This is a genomic window from Agrobacterium sp. Ap1 (genome assembly GCF_017313375.1).
Classification (GTDB): Bacteria; Pseudomonadota; Alphaproteobacteria; order Rhizobiales; family Rhizobiaceae; genus Neorhizobium; species Neorhizobium cellulosilyticum.
This window is the reverse complement of sequence record NZ_JAFLMY010000024.1, coordinates 36,879-56,455: the sequence shown is the minus strand read 5'-3', so window position 1 is coordinate 56,455 and position 19,577 is coordinate 36,879. Positions and strand designations below refer to the sequence as shown.

At 60.0% G+C, this 19,577-nt stretch carries 19 protein-coding genes and 1 pseudogene; 18 read left to right on the top strand and 2 right to left on the bottom strand.

The features are described from left to right. The 7 genes and pseudogenes from JZX87_RS26565 to JZX87_RS26535 all read left to right on the top strand — a co-directional run. A pseudogene (locus tag JZX87_RS26565) lies at positions 1-120 on the top strand (IS6 family transposase); the annotation flags it as partial. Positions 121-456: 336 nt separating this feature from the next. After that, positions 457-1,314: an ABC transporter substrate-binding protein gene (locus tag JZX87_RS26560; RefSeq protein ID WP_206828885.1), complete on the top strand. Its 858-nt coding sequence runs from the start codon at positions 457-459 to the stop codon at positions 1,312-1,314. Continuing rightward, positions 1,314-2,336: an ABC transporter substrate-binding protein gene (locus JZX87_RS26555; RefSeq protein WP_206828884.1), complete on the top strand. Its 1,023-nt coding sequence runs from the start codon at positions 1,314-1,316 to the stop codon at positions 2,334-2,336. Before JZX87_RS26560 ends, JZX87_RS26555 begins: the two co-directional genes overlap by 1 nt. A 70-nt stretch (positions 2,337-2,406) precedes the next feature. Next, the gene (locus JZX87_RS26550) at positions 2,407-3,099 is read left to right on the top strand and encodes an ABC transporter permease (protein ID WP_206828883.1); all 693 of its coding nucleotides are present in this window, start codon (positions 2,407-2,409) and stop codon (positions 3,097-3,099) included. Positions 3,100-3,111: 12 nt separating this feature from the next. Next, positions 3,112-3,906: an ABC transporter ATP-binding protein gene (locus JZX87_RS26545; RefSeq protein WP_206828882.1), complete on the top strand. Its 795-nt coding sequence runs from the start codon at positions 3,112-3,114 to the stop codon at positions 3,904-3,906. Positions 3,907-4,044: 138 nt separating this feature from the next. Continuing rightward, on the top strand, positions 4,045-5,061 hold the full coding sequence (gene curA, locus JZX87_RS26540) for an NADPH-dependent curcumin/dihydrocurcumin reductase (RefSeq protein WP_206828881.1): 1,017 nt from the start codon (positions 4,045-4,047) through the stop codon (positions 5,059-5,061). 27 nt (positions 5,062-5,088) lie between these two features. Beyond that, positions 5,089-6,036, top strand: a complete 948-nt coding sequence (locus JZX87_RS26535) for a D-2-hydroxyacid dehydrogenase family protein (protein ID WP_206828880.1) — start codon at positions 5,089-5,091, stop codon at positions 6,034-6,036. 148 nt (positions 6,037-6,184) lie between these two features. Here JZX87_RS26535 and JZX87_RS26530 read toward each other — a convergent pair whose 3' ends face one another. Then, on the bottom strand, positions 6,185-7,072 hold the full coding sequence (locus JZX87_RS26530; protein WP_183687510.1) for a LysR family transcriptional regulator: 888 nt from the start codon (positions 7,070-7,072) through the stop codon (positions 6,185-6,187). A 192-nt stretch (positions 7,073-7,264) separates the two neighbouring features. Here JZX87_RS26530 and JZX87_RS26525 point away from each other — a divergent pair, with 192 nt between their 5' ends. From JZX87_RS26525 to JZX87_RS26515, 3 genes are read left to right on the top strand one after another with little or no spacing between them, the layout of a single operon-like run. Beyond that, a complete protein-coding gene (locus JZX87_RS26525; RefSeq protein WP_206828879.1) occupies positions 7,265-8,623 on the top strand; it encodes a CitMHS family transporter in 1,359 nt (452 codons plus the stop codon). A 37-nt stretch (positions 8,624-8,660) separates the two neighbouring features. Next, positions 8,661-9,533 carry an NAD(P)-dependent oxidoreductase gene (locus JZX87_RS26520; RefSeq protein ID WP_206828878.1) on the top strand — a complete coding sequence of 291 codons (873 nt, stop codon included), beginning with the start codon at positions 8,661-8,663 and terminating at the stop codon, positions 9,531-9,533. Positions 9,534-9,555: 22 nt separating this feature from the next. Beyond that, positions 9,556-10,245, top strand: a complete 690-nt coding sequence (locus JZX87_RS26515) for an RraA family protein (protein ID WP_206828877.1) — start codon at positions 9,556-9,558, stop codon at positions 10,243-10,245. A gap of 50 nt (positions 10,246-10,295) precedes the next feature. On the opposite strand, the gene JZX87_RS26510 is transcribed toward JZX87_RS26515, so the two are convergent. Then, the gene (locus JZX87_RS26510) at positions 10,296-10,403 is read right to left on the bottom strand and encodes a hypothetical protein (protein ID WP_286195088.1); all 108 of its coding nucleotides are present in this window, start codon (positions 10,401-10,403) and stop codon (positions 10,296-10,298) included. A gap of 138 nt (positions 10,404-10,541) precedes the next feature. Between JZX87_RS26510 and JZX87_RS26505 the strand changes: the two genes are divergently transcribed. The 8 genes from JZX87_RS26505 (at position 10,542) to JZX87_RS26470 (ending at position 19,468) form a co-directional block, all read left to right on the top strand. Beyond that, positions 10,542-11,276, top strand: a complete 735-nt coding sequence (locus JZX87_RS26505) for a sulfite exporter TauE/SafE family protein (RefSeq protein WP_206828876.1) — start codon at positions 10,542-10,544, stop codon at positions 11,274-11,276. A 244-nt stretch (positions 11,277-11,520) separates the two neighbouring features. Then, the gene (locus JZX87_RS26500) at positions 11,521-12,024 is read left to right on the top strand and encodes an RNA polymerase sigma factor (protein WP_206828875.1); all 504 of its coding nucleotides are present in this window, start codon (positions 11,521-11,523) and stop codon (positions 12,022-12,024) included. A 32-nt stretch (positions 12,025-12,056) separates the two neighbouring features. Next, positions 12,057-13,043, top strand: coding sequence for a FecR family protein (locus JZX87_RS26495; protein WP_206828874.1), 987 nt, complete (start codon positions 12,057-12,059; stop codon positions 13,041-13,043). 163 nt (positions 13,044-13,206) lie between these two features. Then, positions 13,207-15,600 carry a TonB-dependent siderophore receptor gene (locus JZX87_RS26490; RefSeq protein WP_206828873.1) on the top strand — a complete coding sequence of 798 codons (2,394 nt, stop codon included), beginning with the start codon at positions 13,207-13,209 and terminating at the stop codon, positions 15,598-15,600. A 14-nt stretch (positions 15,601-15,614) separates the two neighbouring features. Then, the gene (locus tag JZX87_RS26485; RefSeq protein WP_206828872.1) at positions 15,615-16,448 is read left to right on the top strand and encodes an ABC transporter ATP-binding protein; all 834 of its coding nucleotides are present in this window, start codon (positions 15,615-15,617) and stop codon (positions 16,446-16,448) included. After that, positions 16,441-17,469 carry a FecCD family ABC transporter permease gene (locus JZX87_RS26480; protein ID WP_206828871.1) on the top strand — a complete coding sequence of 343 codons (1,029 nt, stop codon included), beginning with the start codon at positions 16,441-16,443 and terminating at the stop codon, positions 17,467-17,469. The genes JZX87_RS26485 and JZX87_RS26480 overlap by 8 nt, the downstream gene beginning before the upstream one ends. Then, positions 17,466-18,515, top strand: coding sequence for a FecCD family ABC transporter permease (locus tag JZX87_RS26475; protein ID WP_206828870.1), 1,050 nt, complete (start codon positions 17,466-17,468; stop codon positions 18,513-18,515). The genes JZX87_RS26480 and JZX87_RS26475 overlap by 4 nt, the downstream gene beginning before the upstream one ends. Beyond that, on the top strand, positions 18,512-19,468 hold the full coding sequence (locus JZX87_RS26470) for an ABC transporter substrate-binding protein (RefSeq protein ID WP_206828869.1): 957 nt from the start codon (positions 18,512-18,514) through the stop codon (positions 19,466-19,468). Before JZX87_RS26475 ends, JZX87_RS26470 begins: the two co-directional genes overlap by 4 nt. The last annotated feature ends 109 nt before the right edge of the window (positions 19,469-19,577 follow it).

Here is a 19,577-nt window from a genome sequence, read left to right as displayed (position 1 = left end):
TTCTCGGCGCTCCGAAATCTCTTCGTCACCCCGCATCACAAACGATCCGCCCTGGCCACGCATATTCACCGCACCCGCGCAATAGCGCATTGGAAAGCCGTGACGGGCGCGATTGCCTGATCTCGGAGAGCCGCAGGCGTAGTTCGATCACCGCTCGATAACGTGACAACTCCCACGTTACCGCTCTTTGCCGCGGAGGCCGACCGCGAGATGGTGCCGATCGCCGAGACGAATGAGCCCGGGTCAGGCTAGGAGCGGATCAAACTCGCACGACGGTAGTGGCAGCCGCGACTAAACATTCATCATCGTGGATCAAGGTGTCCAAGGGTGCATTGCGCAACCACCTCCTGATTTAACAAAAAACAAACCTCGCCAATGACGGAAATTTAGACGACTATGCCTATAGAGTAGTAGCCTAAGGGATACGGTTTCGCGGTCAAATCAGAGGAGCCTACGATGTCCGACACGCTTTACCGCTTCACAATATCACCCAACGGCCCCGTTTTCGATCTCCCGATCTATGTCGCCCTTGAGGAGGGTATCTTCGAGAAGAACGGCTTGAAAGTCGAGTTCGTCGACAAGTACGATCCGGCGAGTTCATCCCAGGATCCGTTCAAGCGTCAGAAAGAGGCGCTCTATGAAGCGGGTGTGGCATCGGCCTACAATCTCTGCGAATGGGCTGGCCTCGACCGTTCGGAAAAGAGCAGCCGTGGCAGCCAGGTCTTCGGATTGCGGCCGGCGGTCGCGGCGCAGGCGATCATCACATTCGACGAGGATATCCAGGAGCCGCGTGATCTCGAGAACGTCGCCGTCGGTATCAACGAACTGACCGGATCCCACTACACGACCCTCCAGCTTCTGGAAGGTGCCATCCCGCGCGACACGATCATCGTCGAGCACGCTGGCCCGCCCCATGAGCGCTACCAGTCTCTCAAGGACGGCAAGTTCAAGGCAATCGCGATCATGGAACCATTCATCAGCCTGGCGCTGAAGGAAGGCGCTCATATCGTTGCGGTCAATTTCTACCGCGGGGCCGAGGTGATATCTCCGGACGTGCCGGCCGACAAGCGCGAGACGTATGTCGCGTCCGTCAACGCGGCAGCGGATCTAATTCGGGCCGATTTCAACAGATACAAGCATCACGTCGTCGCAGAACTTAATGGACGGCTTGCTCCAGAGGAACTCGCCTCTCATTTCGTCCATTACGCACACTCGCGGCCGCTCGATGAAAAGCGCTTCGATTACACCTACGAATGGATGAAGACCTGGAACCTGACAAAGGGAACGAGCGAATACAAAAGGCTCGTTGCCTGATGACGTCGTTCCAGAAAATCGGAAACATCGGCGGCCCTGCATTGGGCCGTCGGCAGGTGATGATGGGTCTGGCAGCAACTGCCGTCACATCGGGCCTGTTTTCGCCGGCGATCGCCAGAGCGGCAGACCGTTTGCCAGTCCGCATGAGCAAGGCCGGACCGGGTACCGCAGGCACGATCCAGGACGACCTCGTTGCGAAATTCCCCGAACTCGATCCCGGACTCGATATCGACTGGATTGATGGCTCCCCAGGACAGTTCCAGATGTTGCTCATCAGCGGAGCGCTCGATTGCGGTCCGTTCGGCGCGCTCGGCCTGGCAGAAGCTGCACAGAAGGGCGCGGAACTCGTGATTTTCGGATCACGCCTGAACAATCACGGGTCATGGATCGTGAAGGGCGACAGTCCGTACCAGCATCCGTCGGACCTCAAGGGCAAACGCATCGCGACGCAATTGCCGACGAGCGACACCTATCGGCATGCTCGAATGGCCGCGGCCCTCCACAAGCTGGACCTGGAGAAGGATTTTCAGGTTTCATTCGGGCCGTCGGTATCGAATGTCGCCCTGTTCAACAGAGGTGACGTGGATGCCGTGATTTCGATCGAGCCTGTCTCGACGCAGTTGATTGCGCAGGGGCATCGCGAGATCGCGCAGGTAGCGGATCAGTGGCGAGATGCGACCGGCGACAGCGCCACGCTTTCGCTTGTCGGTGTATCCGCGTCCGCCAGGTGGGTCGACGAAAACCAAGAGACAGCTCGGCGCGTTGCGCAGATGACGCTCGGGGTAAACAAGCGGTTTGTTTCAGAACCGTCGCTCATCCGAGATCCTGCAATACAGGCTGGGATGGGTCTGAAGAACTCATCCGAGGAGCTTCTCACGCTTCTCGAAGAGCGTCTTCCGAGGGTCTATGCAACGGAATGGAATGAGGCTGTTATCAATGACTTCAATCGACAGCTCGAAGTCGCGATCGATCTCAAGATCGTCGAGAGCCGGCCGAACTACAGCTACACTCGGGTTCTCTAGCCATTCCGTCCTTGGGGCGTTGGGGCTGCCCATCACTTTCCTTGCTCTGCTGACGCTGGGCTGGGAAGTGATGGCGCGGCGCCTGGCCAATCCATTGGTCCCGGATGTGGCAGAGGTGGCGACGGAACTGGTCGCCATCTTCGCCAGCGGCATTTTTTTCAGCCACATGGCGATCACGCTTGGAAGGGTGGCGCTCGGATTTCTGGTTGCGTTTGTCGTGTCGCTTATCCTTGGCATCTGCATGGGGCGCAATCGATACGCCCGACAGTTCTTCGAGCCAGCGATCCTGATCGGGCTTACCGTGCCCGGCCTGGTATGGGCGCTTCTCTGCGTCACCTGGTTTGGCATTTCGCTGACGACATCCACTCTCGCAGTGGCGCTGAGCCTTTCTCCGCCCCTGACATTGAGCATCGCGCAGGGCATAAAGACAGTGAATGCCGATCTCCAGGAGATAACCGCGGTCTACCGCCTTTCCATCTGGTCCCGGCTACGGTTCCTTTTCCTTCCCACGCTCACGCCATTCCTTTTGAACGGAATTCGCATCGGCCTGTCCATGGGCTGGAAGGTTATCGTACTTGTCGAGATTTTCGGTCTGTCGAGCGGTGTCGGCTACCGCTTGAATACCGAATACAGCGCCATGAATGTGGCCGGTGTCCTTGCATGGACGATCGGTTTCGCAGGGGTCATGGCACTACTCGAATACGGGGTGATCGGAGGCATCGAACGATATGTGACCCGCTGGCGGCGGGTGGCGACGGTTTAAGGAGCGCTTGCGATGGATCAGATCACTAACCGTGCAATAATTCCTCCTATTGATCTGAAGGACGGCGGTCTGACCGTGGAGGGCGTCTCCAAGTCCTATGAGGCCAAAGGAGACACTACGGAAGTTCTGCGGGATATCTCGTTCAATGTGGGTGAGGGGGAAATCCTTGGCATCGTTGGCAGGAGCGGGTGCGGCAAGTCCACATTGCTCAAGCTGATCGCTGGACTGGATCGTGATTTCGACGGACGCATCACGCTGGATGGCCGGGAGGTTATTGGCCCGGGACTCGAACGAGGGGTGGTATTTCAGGAACCGCGCCTTTTCCCTTGGCTGACGGTCGAACAAAACGTTGCGATCTCCATCCATGAAACCCGAATGCCCTCAGGTGAAAAGCAGGAACTCGTCGCGAGCAATCTTGCCTTGGTTGGACTGGCTGGGTTCGAGACGAAGTTTCCCCACCAGATCTCTGGTGGCATGGCCCAACGTGCGGCTCTGGCCCGCGCTTTGACCTCACGACCATCACTACTTCTGCTTGATGAACCCTTTGCTGCCCTGGACGCTCTGACGAAGATGCAGTTGCAGGATGAGGTCATCCGGATCTGGCAAAGCCGGAAGATGTCGATCGTCCTGATCACACACGACATCGACGAGGCGATCCATCTCTGCGACCGCGTCATCGTGATGTCCCCACGTCCTGGAGAAATCAAGTCCGTCACCTCCGTGGAAATTGCGCGGCCCAGGCCACGAGTGGGCATAGCCGCTGACGCAATCCGATCGCGTCTGATGTCGGATCTCGGGCTTTTCTAATCAAACCGAACGTCGCAGTCGCAGTGCTCTGCTGTTCGCAATCCGCATCATCTCTCAGTCAGTATCTGTCTGTTCGCCTTGGAAATCACTCGATTTTCCCTAGATCAGACATTCGCATGAAACATCAAGGAGTAGTTCATGACGTCAGCTCGCCACATCGTCCTAGCAAGCAGGCCGACCGGTCAGCCAGGACAGGATAACTTTCGTCTGGAGGAGTTCGATCTTCCAGAGGCTAACGAAGGCGACGTCACTGTCAGATCACTTTATCTCTCCCTCGATCCCTACATGCGCGGCCGCATGAGCGATGCCAAGTCGTATGCAGCGCCGGTTCCCGTCGGTGGCGTGATGGAAGGGGAGGCGATTTCCGAAGTGGTCAAATCGCGACACAATGACTTTGCGCCTGGCGATTTAGTCCGTGGTCGTACCGGGTGGAGCAGCGGTGCCGTGATCAACGGCGATCAGCTTCGGCGCGTCGAGACCCATGGTGCGCCGATTACGACGTCGCTCGGTTCGCTTGGCATGCCTGGCTTCACGGCTTGGAGCGGATTGAAATTCATCGGAAAGCCCAGGCAGGGAGAGATTGTTGCAGTTGCAGCCGCTTCCGGACCCGTCGGATCGATGGTCGGTCAGCTTGCAAGACTTGCGGGAGCCCGAGCCATCGGCATCGCCGGCGGTCCTGAGAAATGCGCTTTCGTGAAGGACGAACTTGGCTTCGATGCTGTGGTCGATCACCGCTCGGACAGCTTCGCTTCGGATCTGCAGGCTGCTTGTCCCGACGGTATCGACGTTTATTTCGAAAACGTTGGCGGGCACGTCTGGAATGGCGTCTTGCCGCTTCTCAACCAGTTTGCCCGCGTTCCGGTCTGCGGTCTCGTCGCGCACTACAATGGGTCAGGTTCCGCCGATACCGACCAGCTGCCGGCGACCATGTCGACGATCCTTAGACGGAGCCTCCTTGTTCGTGGCTTCATTCAGACCGAGTTCGCAGCTGATCATTTTGACGAGTTTTTGAATGAAGTCGGCCCACAGGTGGCTTCAGGCAAAATCAGGTACCGGGAGGACATTGTCGACGGTCTCGAGAATGCGCCAGAAGCCTTCATCGGCATGCTGTCCGGGGGGAATTTCGGCAAGTTGATCGTCAAGATCGCCGAGTAAACTGATCGGAAAAGCCGAGAGGACTGAATGACAAAGATCGCGATTTTGGACGATTACCATAACGTTGCTCTGCAGACTGCGGACTGGTCTGCCGTCCAGGCACGAGCGGATGTCATTGTCTTTAATGATCACGTGGCGGATGCGGAGGCACTTGTCGCCCGGCTGGAGCCGTTCGACGCAATCTGCGTGATGCGCGAGCGAACCCCACTGCCGCGATCAGTGCTTGAGCGCTTGCCCAGCCTTCGCTTTATAGCATCCACAGGCGCCCGGAATGCGTCGATCGATCTTGAGGCCGCTCGCGATTTCAATATCACGGTGTCGAGCACCGGAGCCAATGGCAGCGGCGCGCCTGAGCTGACCTGGGCGCTAATCCTGGCTGCCGCAAGGCAGATCCCTGCCGAGGTGGAGTCTCTTCAGTCCGGAGGATGGCAGACGACAGTCGGTCGTGACCTCAATGGCAGCACGCTTGGCATTATTGGGCTTGGCCGGATCGGATCGCAGATTGCGCGCGTCGGGACGGCGTTCGGCATGAACGTCATTGCATGGAGCCAGAACCTGACGGAAGAAACGGCCCGAGCCGCAGGTGTCACCCGTGTAAACAAGGAGGAGCTGCTTCGGAGGTCAGATTGGGTCACCCTCCATCTCGTCCTCTCCGATCGCTCGCGAGGTGTGGTCGGTCGTGACGAACTCGCTCTGATGAAGCGGACGGCTTGGCTCGTGAACACGTCGCGTGGCCCGCTCGTCGATGAGGATGCACTCGTTGCAGCTCTCACCGACAACAAGATTGCGGGTGCCACCATAGATGTGTTCGACCACGAACCTGTTCAACGTGGGCACCGCCTGATATCGCTTCCCAATGTGATTGCGACACCCCATATCGGTTTTGTCACCGAGCGATCGTTCCGGATTTTCTATCGAGAGACTGTCGAGAACATACTGGCGTGGCTCGACGGTGCTCCGATCAGATCCCTTTAGGACGATCAAGCCGCTGAATATGAGAATCGGCGATTTTCCTGAAGCCCATTCATCACAATAATGGGTCACCGGTTCGAACCCATTCAAGACCCGGGATGAATAGGTCGCTAAACCACCTAAACCCACTGCAAGCACATACTTTAATATCCTATAGATCGCGTGCTTCCTGCTGCAGCAACGTCACGAAATATCGGACCGCAGGCGATACAAAGCTGCGTGCGCGATGGCTGATGACGAACTGTCGATGCATCGTGGTTTGCTCGTTCACCAGTTCCACGAGCGGGCGCCGGGCTGTCAGGTTTCGCCGTGACATGAAGCTCAGCAAGTCTGTTTCCGCAAGGATATAGGGGGCGGGTACCAGCGGTGCAGCGGTCACCGTTGGCTGAGGGGCTGGCAGACCCTTATCGGCAAATACCTTTTCGAGCCATTGGCGGATAGAAACTGTCGGTGTCGGCAAAACCCAGCCGAACTGTAGCAGTTCGGAAAGTGTCGATGTTCGTCCGGCCAGAGGATGCCCTTCGCGGGCAACAACAACCACCGTGTCCGACAGAAGCGGCGCCGATACGATCAGCCCGTCGGAGATTTCCTTGCGGTCCGGCACGATGATGACGTCGATCGCGCCTGCCCGCAGAGCATCTTCCAATGCGTCGTCCATGCCGACACGGATCAGAACCTTGAGGTCCGGCGCCCGTTCCTGCATTGCGCGACAGACCGACGGCAGGAAAAACGAAGCGATCGAGCCAGAGCAGCCTATGCGCACGGTGCCGGCAATCCCGCTGCTGTAAGACGACACCTCACGACGTATGTCGAGCAAATCCTGTTCAAGCAACTGATACCGTTCGCGCAACAGGTGCCCGGCCTCCGTCAGGGCAATGCCGCGTCCGGCGCGCTCGAATAGATGCACATCGTAAATCGCTTCCAGCCGCTGGATGCATTTCGACAAGGCGGGCTGCGAAATATGCAGTTCTTCCGCCGCCTTACCCAGATGACCGTGTTCCGAAACCTTGAGGAAATAGCGGATGTCGCGGATGTCCATCGATAACTCACAGTTATGAGACGTTGAATATTTGCAAATAGACTTAGCAAAACGCAACGTCAATATTCCCTTCGCCGGAGGAAGAACACCTGCCGGAAAATGATTCAAAATCGGGAGTTATGGATCACCGGGAGGAACCGCAGCTGATCCATAGTCTGGAAGATGGCGACGGAGAGTCGCTGGGAGGAAACTTTGATCGCCAGTTTTGGCTATCTGATGATAGCGTCATTCCTGCTTCTCGTGATCAGGAAACATATTTCTGTATTCGCAGGCCTCGTTGCCGTTTCCATCGTGTTCGGCGGTGCCGCAGCGCTTTGGAACGTCGGGTCGATAGAGCCGATCTTTGGCTGGTTCCGTGATGGCCTGTTCTATACCGTCAACCAGGCAGGCAAGGTCAGCCTCGGCACGATCAACCCGACGATCATGATCTTGTTCGCGATCATGTATTTCTCGATCATGATGAATGTCGGGCTTTTCGATCCGCTCTGCACCTTCCTCATTCGACGCGCCAAGGGCGATCCGCTCAAGGTGCTGATGGTTACGGTTTTCGTCACCTCGGTCGTCACGCTGGACGGCGACGGCACCACGACCATTCTCATCATCACCAGCGCCTTCGTGCCGCTCTATCGCCGCATGAACATGAAGCTCTCCAATCTGGCGATGCTGATCATCCTGCCGACCGGGCTTGGCAACTGCCTGCCATGGGGTGGTCCGCTGGTGCGCGCCGCGGCCGTTCTGAAGGTCGAGGTCAACGAGCTCTTCATCCAGATCCTGCCCATTCTGGCGGTGTCGCTGATCTATATTTTCGTGCTTGCCTATTTCATGGGGAAGAAGGAGCGCAAACGTCTCGGTTACGATCCGAAGTCGTCCGAGCAGCTCGATCCGGCCCAGATCGCAGAGATGGTCAATGTCATTCTCGACAATGACAAGGAACTGAAGCGTCCGCGCCTTTTCCTCTTCAATCTGGCGCTGACCGTCGCAACCCTGGTTGCCGTACTGATGGGCTGGGTCAGCGGTGCGCTTGCCTTCACGATCGCCACGGCCATTGCGCTGGCGGCCAACTATTCCGCTGCCGAACAACGCGAACGCATCACGGCAAATGGTGGTGATGCAATCGCCGTCACCTCGATCATCATCGCGGCGGGCTTCTTCCTCGGCGTGCTCAACGGTAGCGGCATGTCGACTGCCATCGCCGAGACGCTCACCTACCTCATCCCGGAATCGCTGGGCGGCCATATCGGTCTGATCTTCGCCTTTGTCGGTGCGATCGCCTGCTACGCGCTGCCTATCGACGCCTATTATTTCGGGATCCTGCCGGTGATCGCACCGATCGGAGCGAAATACGGCCTGACACCACACGAGATCGGCATGGCCTCCTTCATGGGGCAGGCGATCCGCTACGGCTCTCCGACCGTCGCATGGCTGTTCCTACTGATGGACCGCACGGAGATGTCTTTCGCCGAGTACCAGAAGGAATTCTTCAAATACTCCATCCCGATGTTCTTCATCTTCCTTGTCGTCGCCATTTTGACCGGCGTGCTCCCGATCTGATCGGGGGCGTTCAAATCACAAAAGGACAAAACATAGTATGAAAACCATTGGCTTTCTCGGCTTCGGCGAAGCCTCATTCAATATCTCCGAAGGTCTGCGCGACGAGGGTTTGAGCGGTATCCGCGCATTCGATGCCGGCTGGCAGCGCGAGCCTTATGGCGCAGTGGTGCGAGAACGTGCCGAGCGCGCAGGCGTGGTGCTGGAAAACTCCGCCGAAGACCTGATCGGCAAAGTCGATATCGTCGTCTGCTCGATCAGTGCCAACATGGCCGTGCCGGTCGCTCAGCAGGTGGCATCTTCGCTGCGCCCGGACCAGATCTATGTCGATCTCAATTCGGCCGGGCCGGATACCAAGGTCGAGGTCGAAAAGATCATCGCTCATCATGCCACTTTTGTTGATGTGGCCGTCATGGGCACCGTGCCCGGCAACCGCCACAAAGTGCCGATGCTGGCCGCCGGCAAAGGCGCCCAGGAAATCGCTGAGTATCTCAACGGTTTTGGGGCCAAGGTGACCGCGCTCGAAGGTCCGGCCGGCAAGGCATCGGCTTCAAAAATGTTCCGCAGCATTTTCATGAAGGGCTATGTGATGCTGCTTCTGGAGGCGGTGGTCGCAGGACGCAAGTTCGGCCTCGAAGACGACGTGCTCGTTTCGATCCGCGACACCATCACCGGTGGCGATTTCCTGAAGCAGGTCAATGATCTGATTGCCCGTGGCGTCATCCATGCCGAGCGGCGCGAGCACGAAATGGACGAGGTCATCGCCACACTCAACAGCCTCGATGTCGATGCCACCATGTCGGTTGCCACCAAGAACAAGCTCGCATGGTGCGTAAGCCAGGGTTTCCGTGAACATTTCAATGCGCAGCCACCGGCCGATTACCACGACATTTTCGCCGTTCTCGCCCGTTAAGCGCTCCAGAAAGGATCAAAAGATGTCCAATGTCGGATTTCGTATCTTCACCCAAATCAACCGTCCGGAACCGTCGCTGATCGAAGGTTTTCGTGGTGTGCCGGCGGCCAATATCGGCGATTGCCTCAATCGCTCCTCGCAGCTTGATGCCCGCATTTCGAAAATTTCAAAGGGCAATGTGCTCGGACCTGCATTCACGGTAAAAAGCCGCGCCGGCGACAACCTGCTTTTGCACAAGGCGCTGGACATGGCGCAGCCGGGCGATGTCATCGTGTTCGATGCGCATGGCGATCTCACCAATGCCATTACCGGCGAGCTGATGATGCAGACTGCGGTGCGCAAGAAGCTCGGCGGCGTGATCATCGATGGTGCGATCCGCGATCTGGCGACGCTGCGCGAAATGGATCTCCCGATCTTTGCAGCGGGCGTTACGCCGGCAGGTCCCTACAAGGATGGTCCGGGTGAAATCAACGTGCCCGTTTCCATCGGCAGCGTTGTCGTCCATCCCGGTGACATCATCGTCGGAGATGATGATGGGATCGTTGTGGTGCGTCCGGCCGATGCTGCCGATATCGCTGCCAAGGCGCGCAAAAAACACGCAGCCGAAGAAGAGAAGATGGCTTCGATCAAGGCCGGCACGCTCAACACGGACTGGATCGACAAGGAACTGTCGGCCAAGGGCTGCGAAATCATCGACGGCGTTTACCAGTAAGAGGCGCCGAAACAGACTTTTCCCATTTGCGTTACGAATTGCGGATGTTATCAGTTTTTCCGGCGCAGATGATCGACCGATATCGCGTCAATACTCGCGACACCCAGCAGCGCCATGTTTCGCTGCAGCTCCAAGTGGATGATCTCTGCCGTTTTCATGACACCCGGCATTCCGGCGACTGCGGCGAAGCTCTTCTTCCTGGTGGCAATCGCCCCGTCTCGCTGCTGACCTACGAGGCGACCACCAAATTGAACGACGCTTTTCCAAGCTGAAGCGGACCGGAAAAGGATATTCGTTTGGATCAATGGCTCGTCCTTCTGAGCGTCGCTCTAGCCGCAGGTGCGCTGAGCGGACTGGTTGGCACCGGAGCCAGCCTTCTGCTTCTGCCGGTTCTTGTGCCAATGTTCGGCGCGGTCGAAGCGATCCCGATCATGGCGGTGGCGGGTTTTCTCGCCAATCTGTCGCGGGCACTGGCTTGGTGGCGGTCGATCGCCTGGAAAGCGGTGCTCGCCTACGCACTGCCGGGCATGCCGGCCGCAGCGCTCGGCGCCTATACGCTCATCCACCTTCCGGCGGGATGGCCGGAAGCGATGCTCGGCCTGTTCATCATGGCGCTGGTGCCGATCCGCCGCATGGCCACGGCCAGATTTTCAACGGCCGAGATCGGCCATCTGGCATTGACCGGCGCCGTGGTCGGCTTCCTGACGGGGATATTCCTTTCGACGGGTCCGCTGAGCGTCCCGGCATTCCTGGCCTTCGGCCTTGTGCGCGGCGCCTTCATCGCAACGGAAGCGGCCGCGTCGCTTCTCGTCCAGGCCGCCAAGATCGTCAGCTTCCGGGAATTCGGCGCCATTACGGTGACAAACATGCTGCGGGGCGTCGTCATCGGTGGTGCGCTGATGGCAGGGACGTTTCTGATTCGCCCCCTCTTGGCGCGCCTTGGCGATCATCATTTCAGGACAATGATGGATGTCGTGACGCTGGTGTCAGGCGCCTCGCTTCTGGCATTCGGTCTTGGCCATCTGCTTTAGGACGTGTCGCATCTTCGCAACGGTTCGACAAAAGCATGTTCTCCCGCGAATCCTGTAAACTGGGGCGAGAAACGTACGACATGACGACAACAGCGAAATTCGGCTGCAAAAACATGACAGTAGCATGAAGGTTTTTGCGCGATGCGCTTGTGGTCGTAGAATTGATCTAAACTATTGAGGTTGAAAGGCTTCTACGACTTTCGTAGCAAGGATGTCTCCTGAGCAAGCGAGCCAGCCTTTTCCAATGAATTTAACATCCGAAAAAATTGCCGAACTATATGCTGCCGAACATGAAAGGCTTGAGCGCCAGATTTTCAGGCGCATCGGCTGCAGGGCAACTGCGGGGGATCTCGTTCATGACATCTTCCTTCGGCTGTGGGAAAAGGCGACGCAACGGAGCGGCAGCGATGCAGCCTATCTGACCAGATGCGCGCGCAACGCAACGATCGACCATGTCCGCTCCGAGCGACGGCGCAATGAATATTTCGCGCGGATTCTGCCGGAGCAGTATGCTTGGCAATATGCCTGCGAAACTGTCTCCCCACATGACGTGATGTCGGCACGTCAATCGCTCGGCAGTATCGATGATGCACTGTCCGCGCTGCCGAAGCAGACCCGGCATATCTTTCTGCTCAACCGGATTCATGGTCGAAGCTTTTCCGAAATTGCCGGCGTCTTCGGCATCTCGCAACGGGCCGTGGCAAAGCATATGGCGCGCGCGGTCGCCGCATGCGAAAAGGTCGTCTGATCACTGACGACCGCCAAGTTTTCCGGACCCCCATGACATCGCCCGAGGCCCACGAGTTTACCGAACTGCGAGAGACGGCCAGGCAATGGTTCGTGTCCCTGCTCGCCGATCCGACAGCAGCACGTTGGGCCGAGTTCGAGAAATGGGTGAATGCCGATCCGGCTCACCTGGAGGCCTATCAGGCGATCGAGGCGACCTGGTACGCCATGGAAAATCCCGGCAAGCGGCTGGCAGACAAGGAGGCGGACGAATTATCGGTCTATCTTGATGCCATGGACCGGGCCAAGCGTGATCGTAAGACAGGCAAGCGGCTCGGAACCCTGGGCATTGTCGTGGCAGCCCTGGTAGCGGGCGCTATATGGCTGGAACGTCCCGGCCTCATTCAAGACCTGCGAGCAGACTACATGACGGCGCGCGGCGAAAGGCGGACCGTGATGCTCGCGGACGGCTCCTCGGTTCTGCTCGATGCCGATAGTGCCCTAGTTGATGTTTCCGCGGCCGGAGAACGTCGGGTCAGGCTGCTCCGCGGCGGCGCATTCTTCGAAGTTGTCCCTTCCACGATCCCCTTCGTCGTGGAGGCGGCGGGTGGCCGTGTGGAGGTTCTGGGAACGGGCTTCGACGTCCGGCTTGTCGCAGATGGCGGATCGGTGACGCTTGCGCATGGGCGGGTCTCCGTCAGAACGGATGCACATGCGGGCACAACGACGCTCGAACCTGGCCAGCAGGTGAATTTCGGACCACAGGGCGTGGCCGCCGCACAATTCGTCGAACTCGGTGATGCGCTAGCATGGCGGGGAGGGCGATACACCTTCTATCGCGCGCGGCTGGCCGATGTGATCCAGGAGATCGCGCGGTATCGACGCGGACGTATCGTGATCGTGACATCCACCCTTGCCGACGAACGGGTGACTGGAAGCTTTCCGCTCGACGACACGGACGCGGCGCTGGCCTCGCTTCAGGCAAGCGTCGGTTTTGGCCTGCATCATCTGACCAGCCGCTTCACCGTAGTAAGTCCCTGATTTTTCCTGATCGATATCAGTAATTTATCAGATTTTCGGAAAAATATGCGCCGTGCCGGGTTCAGTGATCGGCCGCCTCATACGTGAATGTATCAGGAGAGTAAGGACAGCGGCATGAAAGCCGCCCGCGCTTTCGGGGACAATTGCGTAGGGGATAGTGGGCATGTCGGGATATGGAATGCGTGGGGCGCGGCTGGTTCTAGCCGCGGTTTTGTGGACGACGGTCAGCGGTGTGTCGCTGGTGCAGGCACAGCAAGCAGCGGCACGCCAGTTCAGCTTCGACATTCCGGCGAAGTCGGTCCCGCAGGCCGTCAACGATATCGGCCGCGTGACCGGGCTTGCGGTGGTTTTCCGGGAAAACCGGAACATGGCGGTCTCGGCGAAACCCGTACGGGGTTCAATGACGGCCGAGCAGGCGCTGTCCACGCTTCTCGATGGCACGGGGCTGTCTTACCGTTTCAGCAACAACCGGACGATCCAGATCTACGATCCGGCAGCTGCGCCCGACATCGGAGACGCGGCAACCGATGCCACCACGCTTAAGCCGATCGTGGTTCAGGCGGGTACTGCGACGACGGAGGGCAGTGGCTCCTACCGGGCAGAGACGGTGACGATCGGCAAGATGGCGCGCAGCCTGCGCGAGATCCCGAATTCCGTTACCGTCGTGACGCGCGAGCAGATCGACGACCAGGATCTCAACAGCGTCCAGGATGTCATCGGTGCCACCAATGGCGCAACGCTGATCAAGAACGACGACGTGAACGAGCGCACCGAACTGCAGTTCCGCGGGTTCGTCGCCAGCAGCCTGCAGGTGGACGGGAGTTCGATGTCGGCCAATAACGACGTGACCACATTCGATACGGCGATCTATGACCGCGTTGAGGTTCTGAAGGGACCGGCGGGCATCCTGCAGGGCGCTCGCGAGCCGGGCGGCACGATCAACCTCGTGCGCAAGAAGCCGACAGACGAACGGCAGATCAAGATCGATGGCGAAGTCGGCTCGTGGAACCAGCGCCGGGTGGATGCCGATATCAGTGGCCCGCTGACCGACGACGGCGGCATTCGCGGCCGCATCGTGGGAGCCTGGGACAAGGGTGATTCCTTCATCGATCTGGTCAACTACGACCGCAGGCTCCTATATGGGGCACTCGATTTCGACATCACCGACCGGACCACGCTGACGCTCGGCGGGGCATGGCAGGAAGGTGACGGACGCAATTCCCGTGGTCTGCCGGCCTATGCTGACGGTACCCTGCTCGATGTGCCCCGCTCCACCTATGCAGGCGCTGACTGGGATAGAAGCCGCACCCGATCGACGGATGTCTTCGCCAAGCTTGAGCACGAGTTCGAGGGCGGTGCGCTGTGGGACTTCAGCGCCAACTATCTCGACCGCAAGCGTGACGGAAAGATCGCTTTCGCCAATGCGGCGGTCGACCCCGCGACCGGCCTCACCGAGCTTCTGCCGGAACACCGGATGGACCGGGAAGATAACCTCAATCTCGACACGTCGGTCAGCATTCCTTTCGACGTCGGCGGGCAGGAGCAGAAAGTCGTGCTTGGAGCCGATTACCACAAGGCAACCGAACAGATGGACCGCGCCCGCGGCGACGAGGTGCCGCTCGATATCTTTGATCCGGATTATGGAATCCCCGAACCGGACTTCGAATTCAACCGCTTCGAGCAGGTCAAAAGCCGGCAATACGGTGTGTATGGGCAGGCCCAGATCAAGCCGGTGGAATGGGGCACGATCATAGCCGGCGGGCGCCTCAGCTGGTGGGAGACGCAGTCGTCGGACCGGCAGACTGGCGAGGAAACGTCGCGGGCCTCGATCGATGCTGAATTTACCCCTTATGTCGCGGGCATCATCGACATCACGGACACGACGTCGATCTACGCGTCCTATGCCTCGATCTTCGTGCCGCAGGACGCTGTCACGCGGGACAATCAGGTCATCGATCCGCGTGAGGGCAAGCAGTACGAGGTCGGGGTTAAGACTGAACTCTTCGATGGCGCAGCGAATGCCAGCTTTGCGCTGTTCCAGATCGAGGATCGCAATCGTGCCGTCACCGACCCCGCCGATGAGGACTATTCGCTCCCCTCTGGCAAGGCGCGCAGCCGCGGCTTCGAGGTGGATGTCAGTGGCGAGCTGCTGCCGTCGTGGAACGTGACGGCCGGTTACACCTACCTGACGAGCAAATATCTGGAGGATCCCGACAATTCCGGCGGCGTCTTCGAACCGCGGGCACCGAGGCATTCCTTCCGCCTGTGGAACAAGTACACCGTACCGACGGGTCGACTGGAAGGCTTGAGCATTGGTGGCGGCATCCGGGCCTTCACTGATGTCTATCGCATCGACGAGGGCGCGCGTTTCAGCCAGCCGGGATATGCGGTCGTCGACCTCCAGCTGGGCTACAGGTTCAACGACAACCTCAAGGCCAGCCTGACCGTCACCAATGTCTTCGACAAGACCTATTACCAGTCGGTCGGATACGGCGAGCGCCAGAACTATTACGGGGAGCCACGTGCGGTGACGTTCAAGCTTTCCTCGACCTTCTGAGGTTGCCGGACGTGATGCCTCATCCGCAGGAGCCGGCCGGAACCGCGACGCTGACCGCCCGGGACGTGACGTTTTCCTACGGGAAGACCGAAATCCTCAAGCGGGTCAGTGCCGCCATCGCTCCGGGCAGATTGACGGCGCTGGTCGGGCCAAACGGATCGGGCAAGTCGACCCTTCTGGCGGCCCTTGCGCGATTTCTTAGCCCCTCTTCGGGCACCGTCGAGCTGGACGGCCGGCCGATCCTGAGCCAGCCGACCAAGGCCGTTGCCCGCCGGCTGGCGATCCTTCCGCAATCCCCTCCGATGCCGGAAGGCATTACCGTCTTCGAACTGGTCTCGCGAGGCCGCTACCCACATAGCGGCCTCTTAGGCTTGTGGAGTGCCGCGGACCTTGCTGCGATCGATCACGCAATGGCGATGACTGGCGTCGGCGATTTCGCGGATCGTCCGGTCAGCGGATTGTCCGGCGGCCAGCGGCAGCGCTGCTGGATCGCCATGGCGCTGGCACAGGAAACACCCATCCTGCTGCTCGACGAGCCGACTTCGGCGCTCGACCTACGTTACCAGCTCGAAATCCTGGCGCTTCTGCAAAACCTTAGCCGCCGCCATGGCCGGACAATCGTGATCGCCATGCACGACCTCAATCTCGCGGCTTCCCATGCCGACCAGATGGTCTTCTTCAGGCAAGGCGTCGTGCACGGGGCGGGCGCGACCGGCGATGTCTGCACGGCCGCAGCGATCGAAGCTGTCTTCGACGTGGCCGTCGATGTGTTTGTCGATCCGAGAACGGCAAGGCCGGTTTTCGTGCCGAGACTGCCGGTTACGTCAGAGGGTGGCCGGGATGACTGAGAGCGCGGTTGCGGGAAAACCCCACGGGACGTTTCCGACCGCCAGGTTTCTCGTGCTGATGGGTCTCGCATGTGCTGTCGCCTGTGCCGCCGTCCTTTCAATCGCCATCGGTGCGCGGCCGATGGCTACCGGGACGATCCTGTCGGCGCTGACCGCCTACGACGCCTCGAATTTCGATCATCAGGCGCTGTTCCTGTTTCGCATGCCGCGGCTGGTCGCCGCCATCCTCGTCGGGGGGGCGCTGGCGCTGACCGGTGCACTGATGCAGGCGGTGATCCGCAACCCGCTGGCGGAACCGCAACTGCTCGGCCTTAATTCCGGCGCGGCGCTTACGGTGGTCGCGACATCGGTGGCCGGTCTCGACGCGGCCGGCCTGATCCGCCCGGCGATTGCCGCCACCGGCGCTTTCGCAGCCTTCGCGGTCGTGCTGGCGCTTTCCAGCTTCGGCCGCTCCGGTGCGACACCCCTGAAGGTAACGCTGGCCGGCGTGATCGTATCCGCCTTCGCATCGTCGGTCACGTCGGCCCTTTTGCTCGTGGATGATCAGGCATTGCAGGATCTGAGGCTGTGGCTGGCCGGCGATCTTGCCGTGCAGTCGTCGGACAATATCGCCGTCGCCGTCCCGGTGATAGCGGTCGGCGTGGTGGCTGCCTTTCTGCTCGCGCCAAGGCTTGCGGCGCTGGCGCTGGGCGACGAGGTGGCGCGGGGTCTGGGCATCAATGTCAGGACGACGCGTCTTTCAGCGCTTCTGGTAGCGGCCGTCCTGAGCGGTACCGCTGTGACGCTGGCCGGCCCGATCGGCTTCATCGGCCTGATCGTACCACATCTGGTGCGCCGCGTCATGGGAGAGAGTATCCGGCTTCAGTTCCTGGCCTGCCTGTTCGGCGGGCCGCTGCTGCTGTTGGTGGTCGACATGCTTGCGCGTCAACTGATTGCGCCGGCGGAGATCGCCACCGGCGTGGTAACCGGCGCCGTAGGGGCGCTGTTCTTCGTCATTCTAGTCGCGCGGCATGTCCGATGAGCAGATCTCGCCTAACCTCGGGATATCACAAAGCCGGCGGGGACAAGTCCTTCCTCATCTACCGGCCCGTCGGGCTAGTGGCGCTGCTGAGCCTTGCCGCGCTTCTGTTTGCCGGTGCGATTGCCGCCACGATGATCGGCAGTGCGCCGACATCGGTGCCGGCCGTTCTGTCCTGGCTCGCCGGGTCGGGAAAGAATGAGCTGCTGTCGATCATTATCGGCCAGTTGCGCCTACCGCGCATCCTCCTCGCTCTGCTTTGCGGCGCAGCGCTCGGCGCAGCGGGCGCTGCGATGCAATCGACGACACGCAACGGCCTGGCCGATCCTGGCCTGATCGGCGTCAAGGAAGGCACCGTCATCACCGTCGTTGCGATGCTGCTGTTCTTCCCGCAAATGCAGGCCTTCTGGCGCCCATTTCTGGGCCTTGCCGGAGGGGCTGCCGTCGCGATCGTCGTTATCGGCATTGCCCGTTCGCTCTCAGGCCTGCGTTTCGTGCTGATCGGGATCGGCGTCTCCTGGCTACTGTCATCGGCCATCGCCCTGTTCATGACGATGACGGCCATCAACGAGGTGCAGACGGCGATGATCTGGCTTGGGGGCAGTCTGCACGCCGCATCGTGGTCCGATCTCCGGCTTGCGCTGCCCTGGACGATCTTGGGATGTGCAATTCTGCTCGCCACGACCCGATCCGCCGATGCTGCGATGCTGGGCGACATGGCATCCGTCGGTCTCGGCATTCGTGCGCGACACCTGAACGCGGCGCGGCTTTCGGCCTCAGTCCTGCTGACATCCGCCTGCGCTTCGGTCGTTGGCGGACTGGGCTTCGTCGGCCTCATCGCGCCACATCTGGCGCGGCTCTGCTTCGGCTCGTCGCAGATGCCGCTTCTGTTCGGCAGCGCCGTGATCGGAGGCCTTCTCGTGCTTGCCGCGGATACGGTCGGTCGGTCGGCGTTTGCCCCCGTCCAGATCCCGGCAGGCATTTTGATGGCCGTGCTTGGACTGCCGTTTTTCCTCGGCCTCATGTTGCAAAGAAGGGATACGTTATGACCTCGCCAAGCTATCGCGCCGCCGCCTGCGCCCTGGCGCTCTGCTTCGGCCTGCTGCTGCCGGCAGTGCCCGCGCTGGGGCGGGTCATCACCGATGACGAGGGACGAACCGTCGAGGTTCCGGACAGGCCGCTGCGGATCATCTCGCTGGACGACGCCGACCTGACCGTGCCGCTGCTGGAGCTGGGCGTGGTTCCGGTCGCCAGCCCCGGCCGGCTGGGCCGCGACGGTCACCGTTTTTTGCGGTCCGGGCTGACGCTGACCGGGCTGGATTTCGACAATGCCGGCATGGCCTTTCTCGGATTGCAGCCGATCGACGTGGAAAGCGTTGCGGCGCTCAAGCCTGATCTGATCGTGACGTTGAAGGGGCGGCCGACGCCGGCGGAGCAATTGCAGGCGATCGCGCCGGTGGTCGTCATCGACGATATTCTGCGTGCACCGGACGGTGTCTACGATCTTTTGGCCGAGCTGACGGGACGCCACCAGCAGCTCGCCATCCTGCGGCGACGGTACGAGGCGCAGGTCCAGCAGCTGCGCAGGTTGGCAGGCGACAATCCGCCCGTGGTCTCGGTCATCTCCGCGACCTCCGACCGAAAGATCAGCGTCGAGCGAAGTTATGGCAGCATAGGACTGGCGCTGCGCGCTGCAGGCTTTCCGTCACCGAAGCTGACCGAGGCGATCGCCGAGAATTCCGGCGCCATGTTCAGCCCGGAAGCCCTGCCCGAGTTCGACGCCGACGTGATTTTCGATACGTTCCGCAACGACCGCCAGGAGACGGCGAGAGATGCGAAAAAGCGGATGGAGGCGCTGATGCCGGATTATTGCCGGTTCCTGCGCGCCTGCCGCGAGGGTCGCTACTATTTTCTGCCGCGGGACGAAGCCAAGTCGACGACCTATGCCGCACGCATGATGGCGATTGCAGTGCTGACCGGGATCATTTCGTCATTTCGCTAACCTGACTGCCTGCCTGACAAAAGAATGATGGCAAAGTAGGCAGCATAGGTTCACATCCCTTCAAGGCGAAAGCGCGGCACATTAGCGTGTGATAGGAGGTCTAAATCTC

Bases quoted from the DNA above. Each gene is read 5' to 3' on its own strand.
- JZX87_RS26535 (WP_206828880.1), top strand. From the start codon at position 5,089: ATGACAAAGATCGCGATTTTGGACGATTACCATAACGTTGCTCTGCAG.
- JZX87_RS26545 (WP_206828882.1), top strand. From the start codon at position 3,112: ATGGATCAGATCACTAACCGTGCAATAATTCCTCCTATTGATCTGAAG.
- JZX87_RS26530 (WP_183687510.1), bottom strand. From the start codon at position 7,072: ATGGACATCCGCGACATCCGCTATTTCCTCAAGGTTTCGGAACACGGT.
- JZX87_RS26470 (WP_206828869.1), top strand. From the start codon at position 18,512: ATGACCTCGCCAAGCTATCGCGCCGCCGCCTGCGCCCTGGCGCTCTGC.
- JZX87_RS26500 (WP_206828875.1), top strand. From the start codon at position 11,521: ATGAATTTAACATCCGAAAAAATTGCCGAACTATATGCTGCCGAACAT.
- JZX87_RS26485 (WP_206828872.1), top strand. From the start codon at position 15,615: ATGCCTCATCCGCAGGAGCCGGCCGGAACCGCGACGCTGACCGCCCGG.
- JZX87_RS26475 (WP_206828870.1), top strand. From the start codon at position 17,466: ATGAGCAGATCTCGCCTAACCTCGGGATATCACAAAGCCGGCGGGGAC.
- curA (WP_206828881.1), top strand. From the start codon at position 4,045: ATGACGTCAGCTCGCCACATCGTCCTAGCAAGCAGGCCGACCGGTCAG.
- JZX87_RS26555 (WP_206828884.1), top strand. From the start codon at position 1,314: ATGACGTCGTTCCAGAAAATCGGAAACATCGGCGGCCCTGCATTGGGC.
- JZX87_RS26480 (WP_206828871.1), top strand. From the start codon at position 16,441: ATGACTGAGAGCGCGGTTGCGGGAAAACCCCACGGGACGTTTCCGACC.
- JZX87_RS26515 (WP_206828877.1), top strand. From the start codon at position 9,556: ATGTCCAATGTCGGATTTCGTATCTTCACCCAAATCAACCGTCCGGAA.
- JZX87_RS26520 (WP_206828878.1), top strand. From the start codon at position 8,661: ATGAAAACCATTGGCTTTCTCGGCTTCGGCGAAGCCTCATTCAATATC.
- JZX87_RS26510 (WP_286195088.1), bottom strand. From the start codon at position 10,403: ATGAAAACGGCAGAGATCATCCACTTGGAGCTGCAGCGAAACATGGCG.
- JZX87_RS26550 (WP_206828883.1), top strand. From the start codon at position 2,407: ATGGCGCGGCGCCTGGCCAATCCATTGGTCCCGGATGTGGCAGAGGTG.
- JZX87_RS26560 (WP_206828885.1), top strand. From the start codon at position 457: ATGTCCGACACGCTTTACCGCTTCACAATATCACCCAACGGCCCCGTT.
- JZX87_RS26495 (WP_206828874.1), top strand. From the start codon at position 12,057: ATGACATCGCCCGAGGCCCACGAGTTTACCGAACTGCGAGAGACGGCC.
- JZX87_RS26490 (WP_206828873.1), top strand. From the start codon at position 13,207: ATGTCGGGATATGGAATGCGTGGGGCGCGGCTGGTTCTAGCCGCGGTT.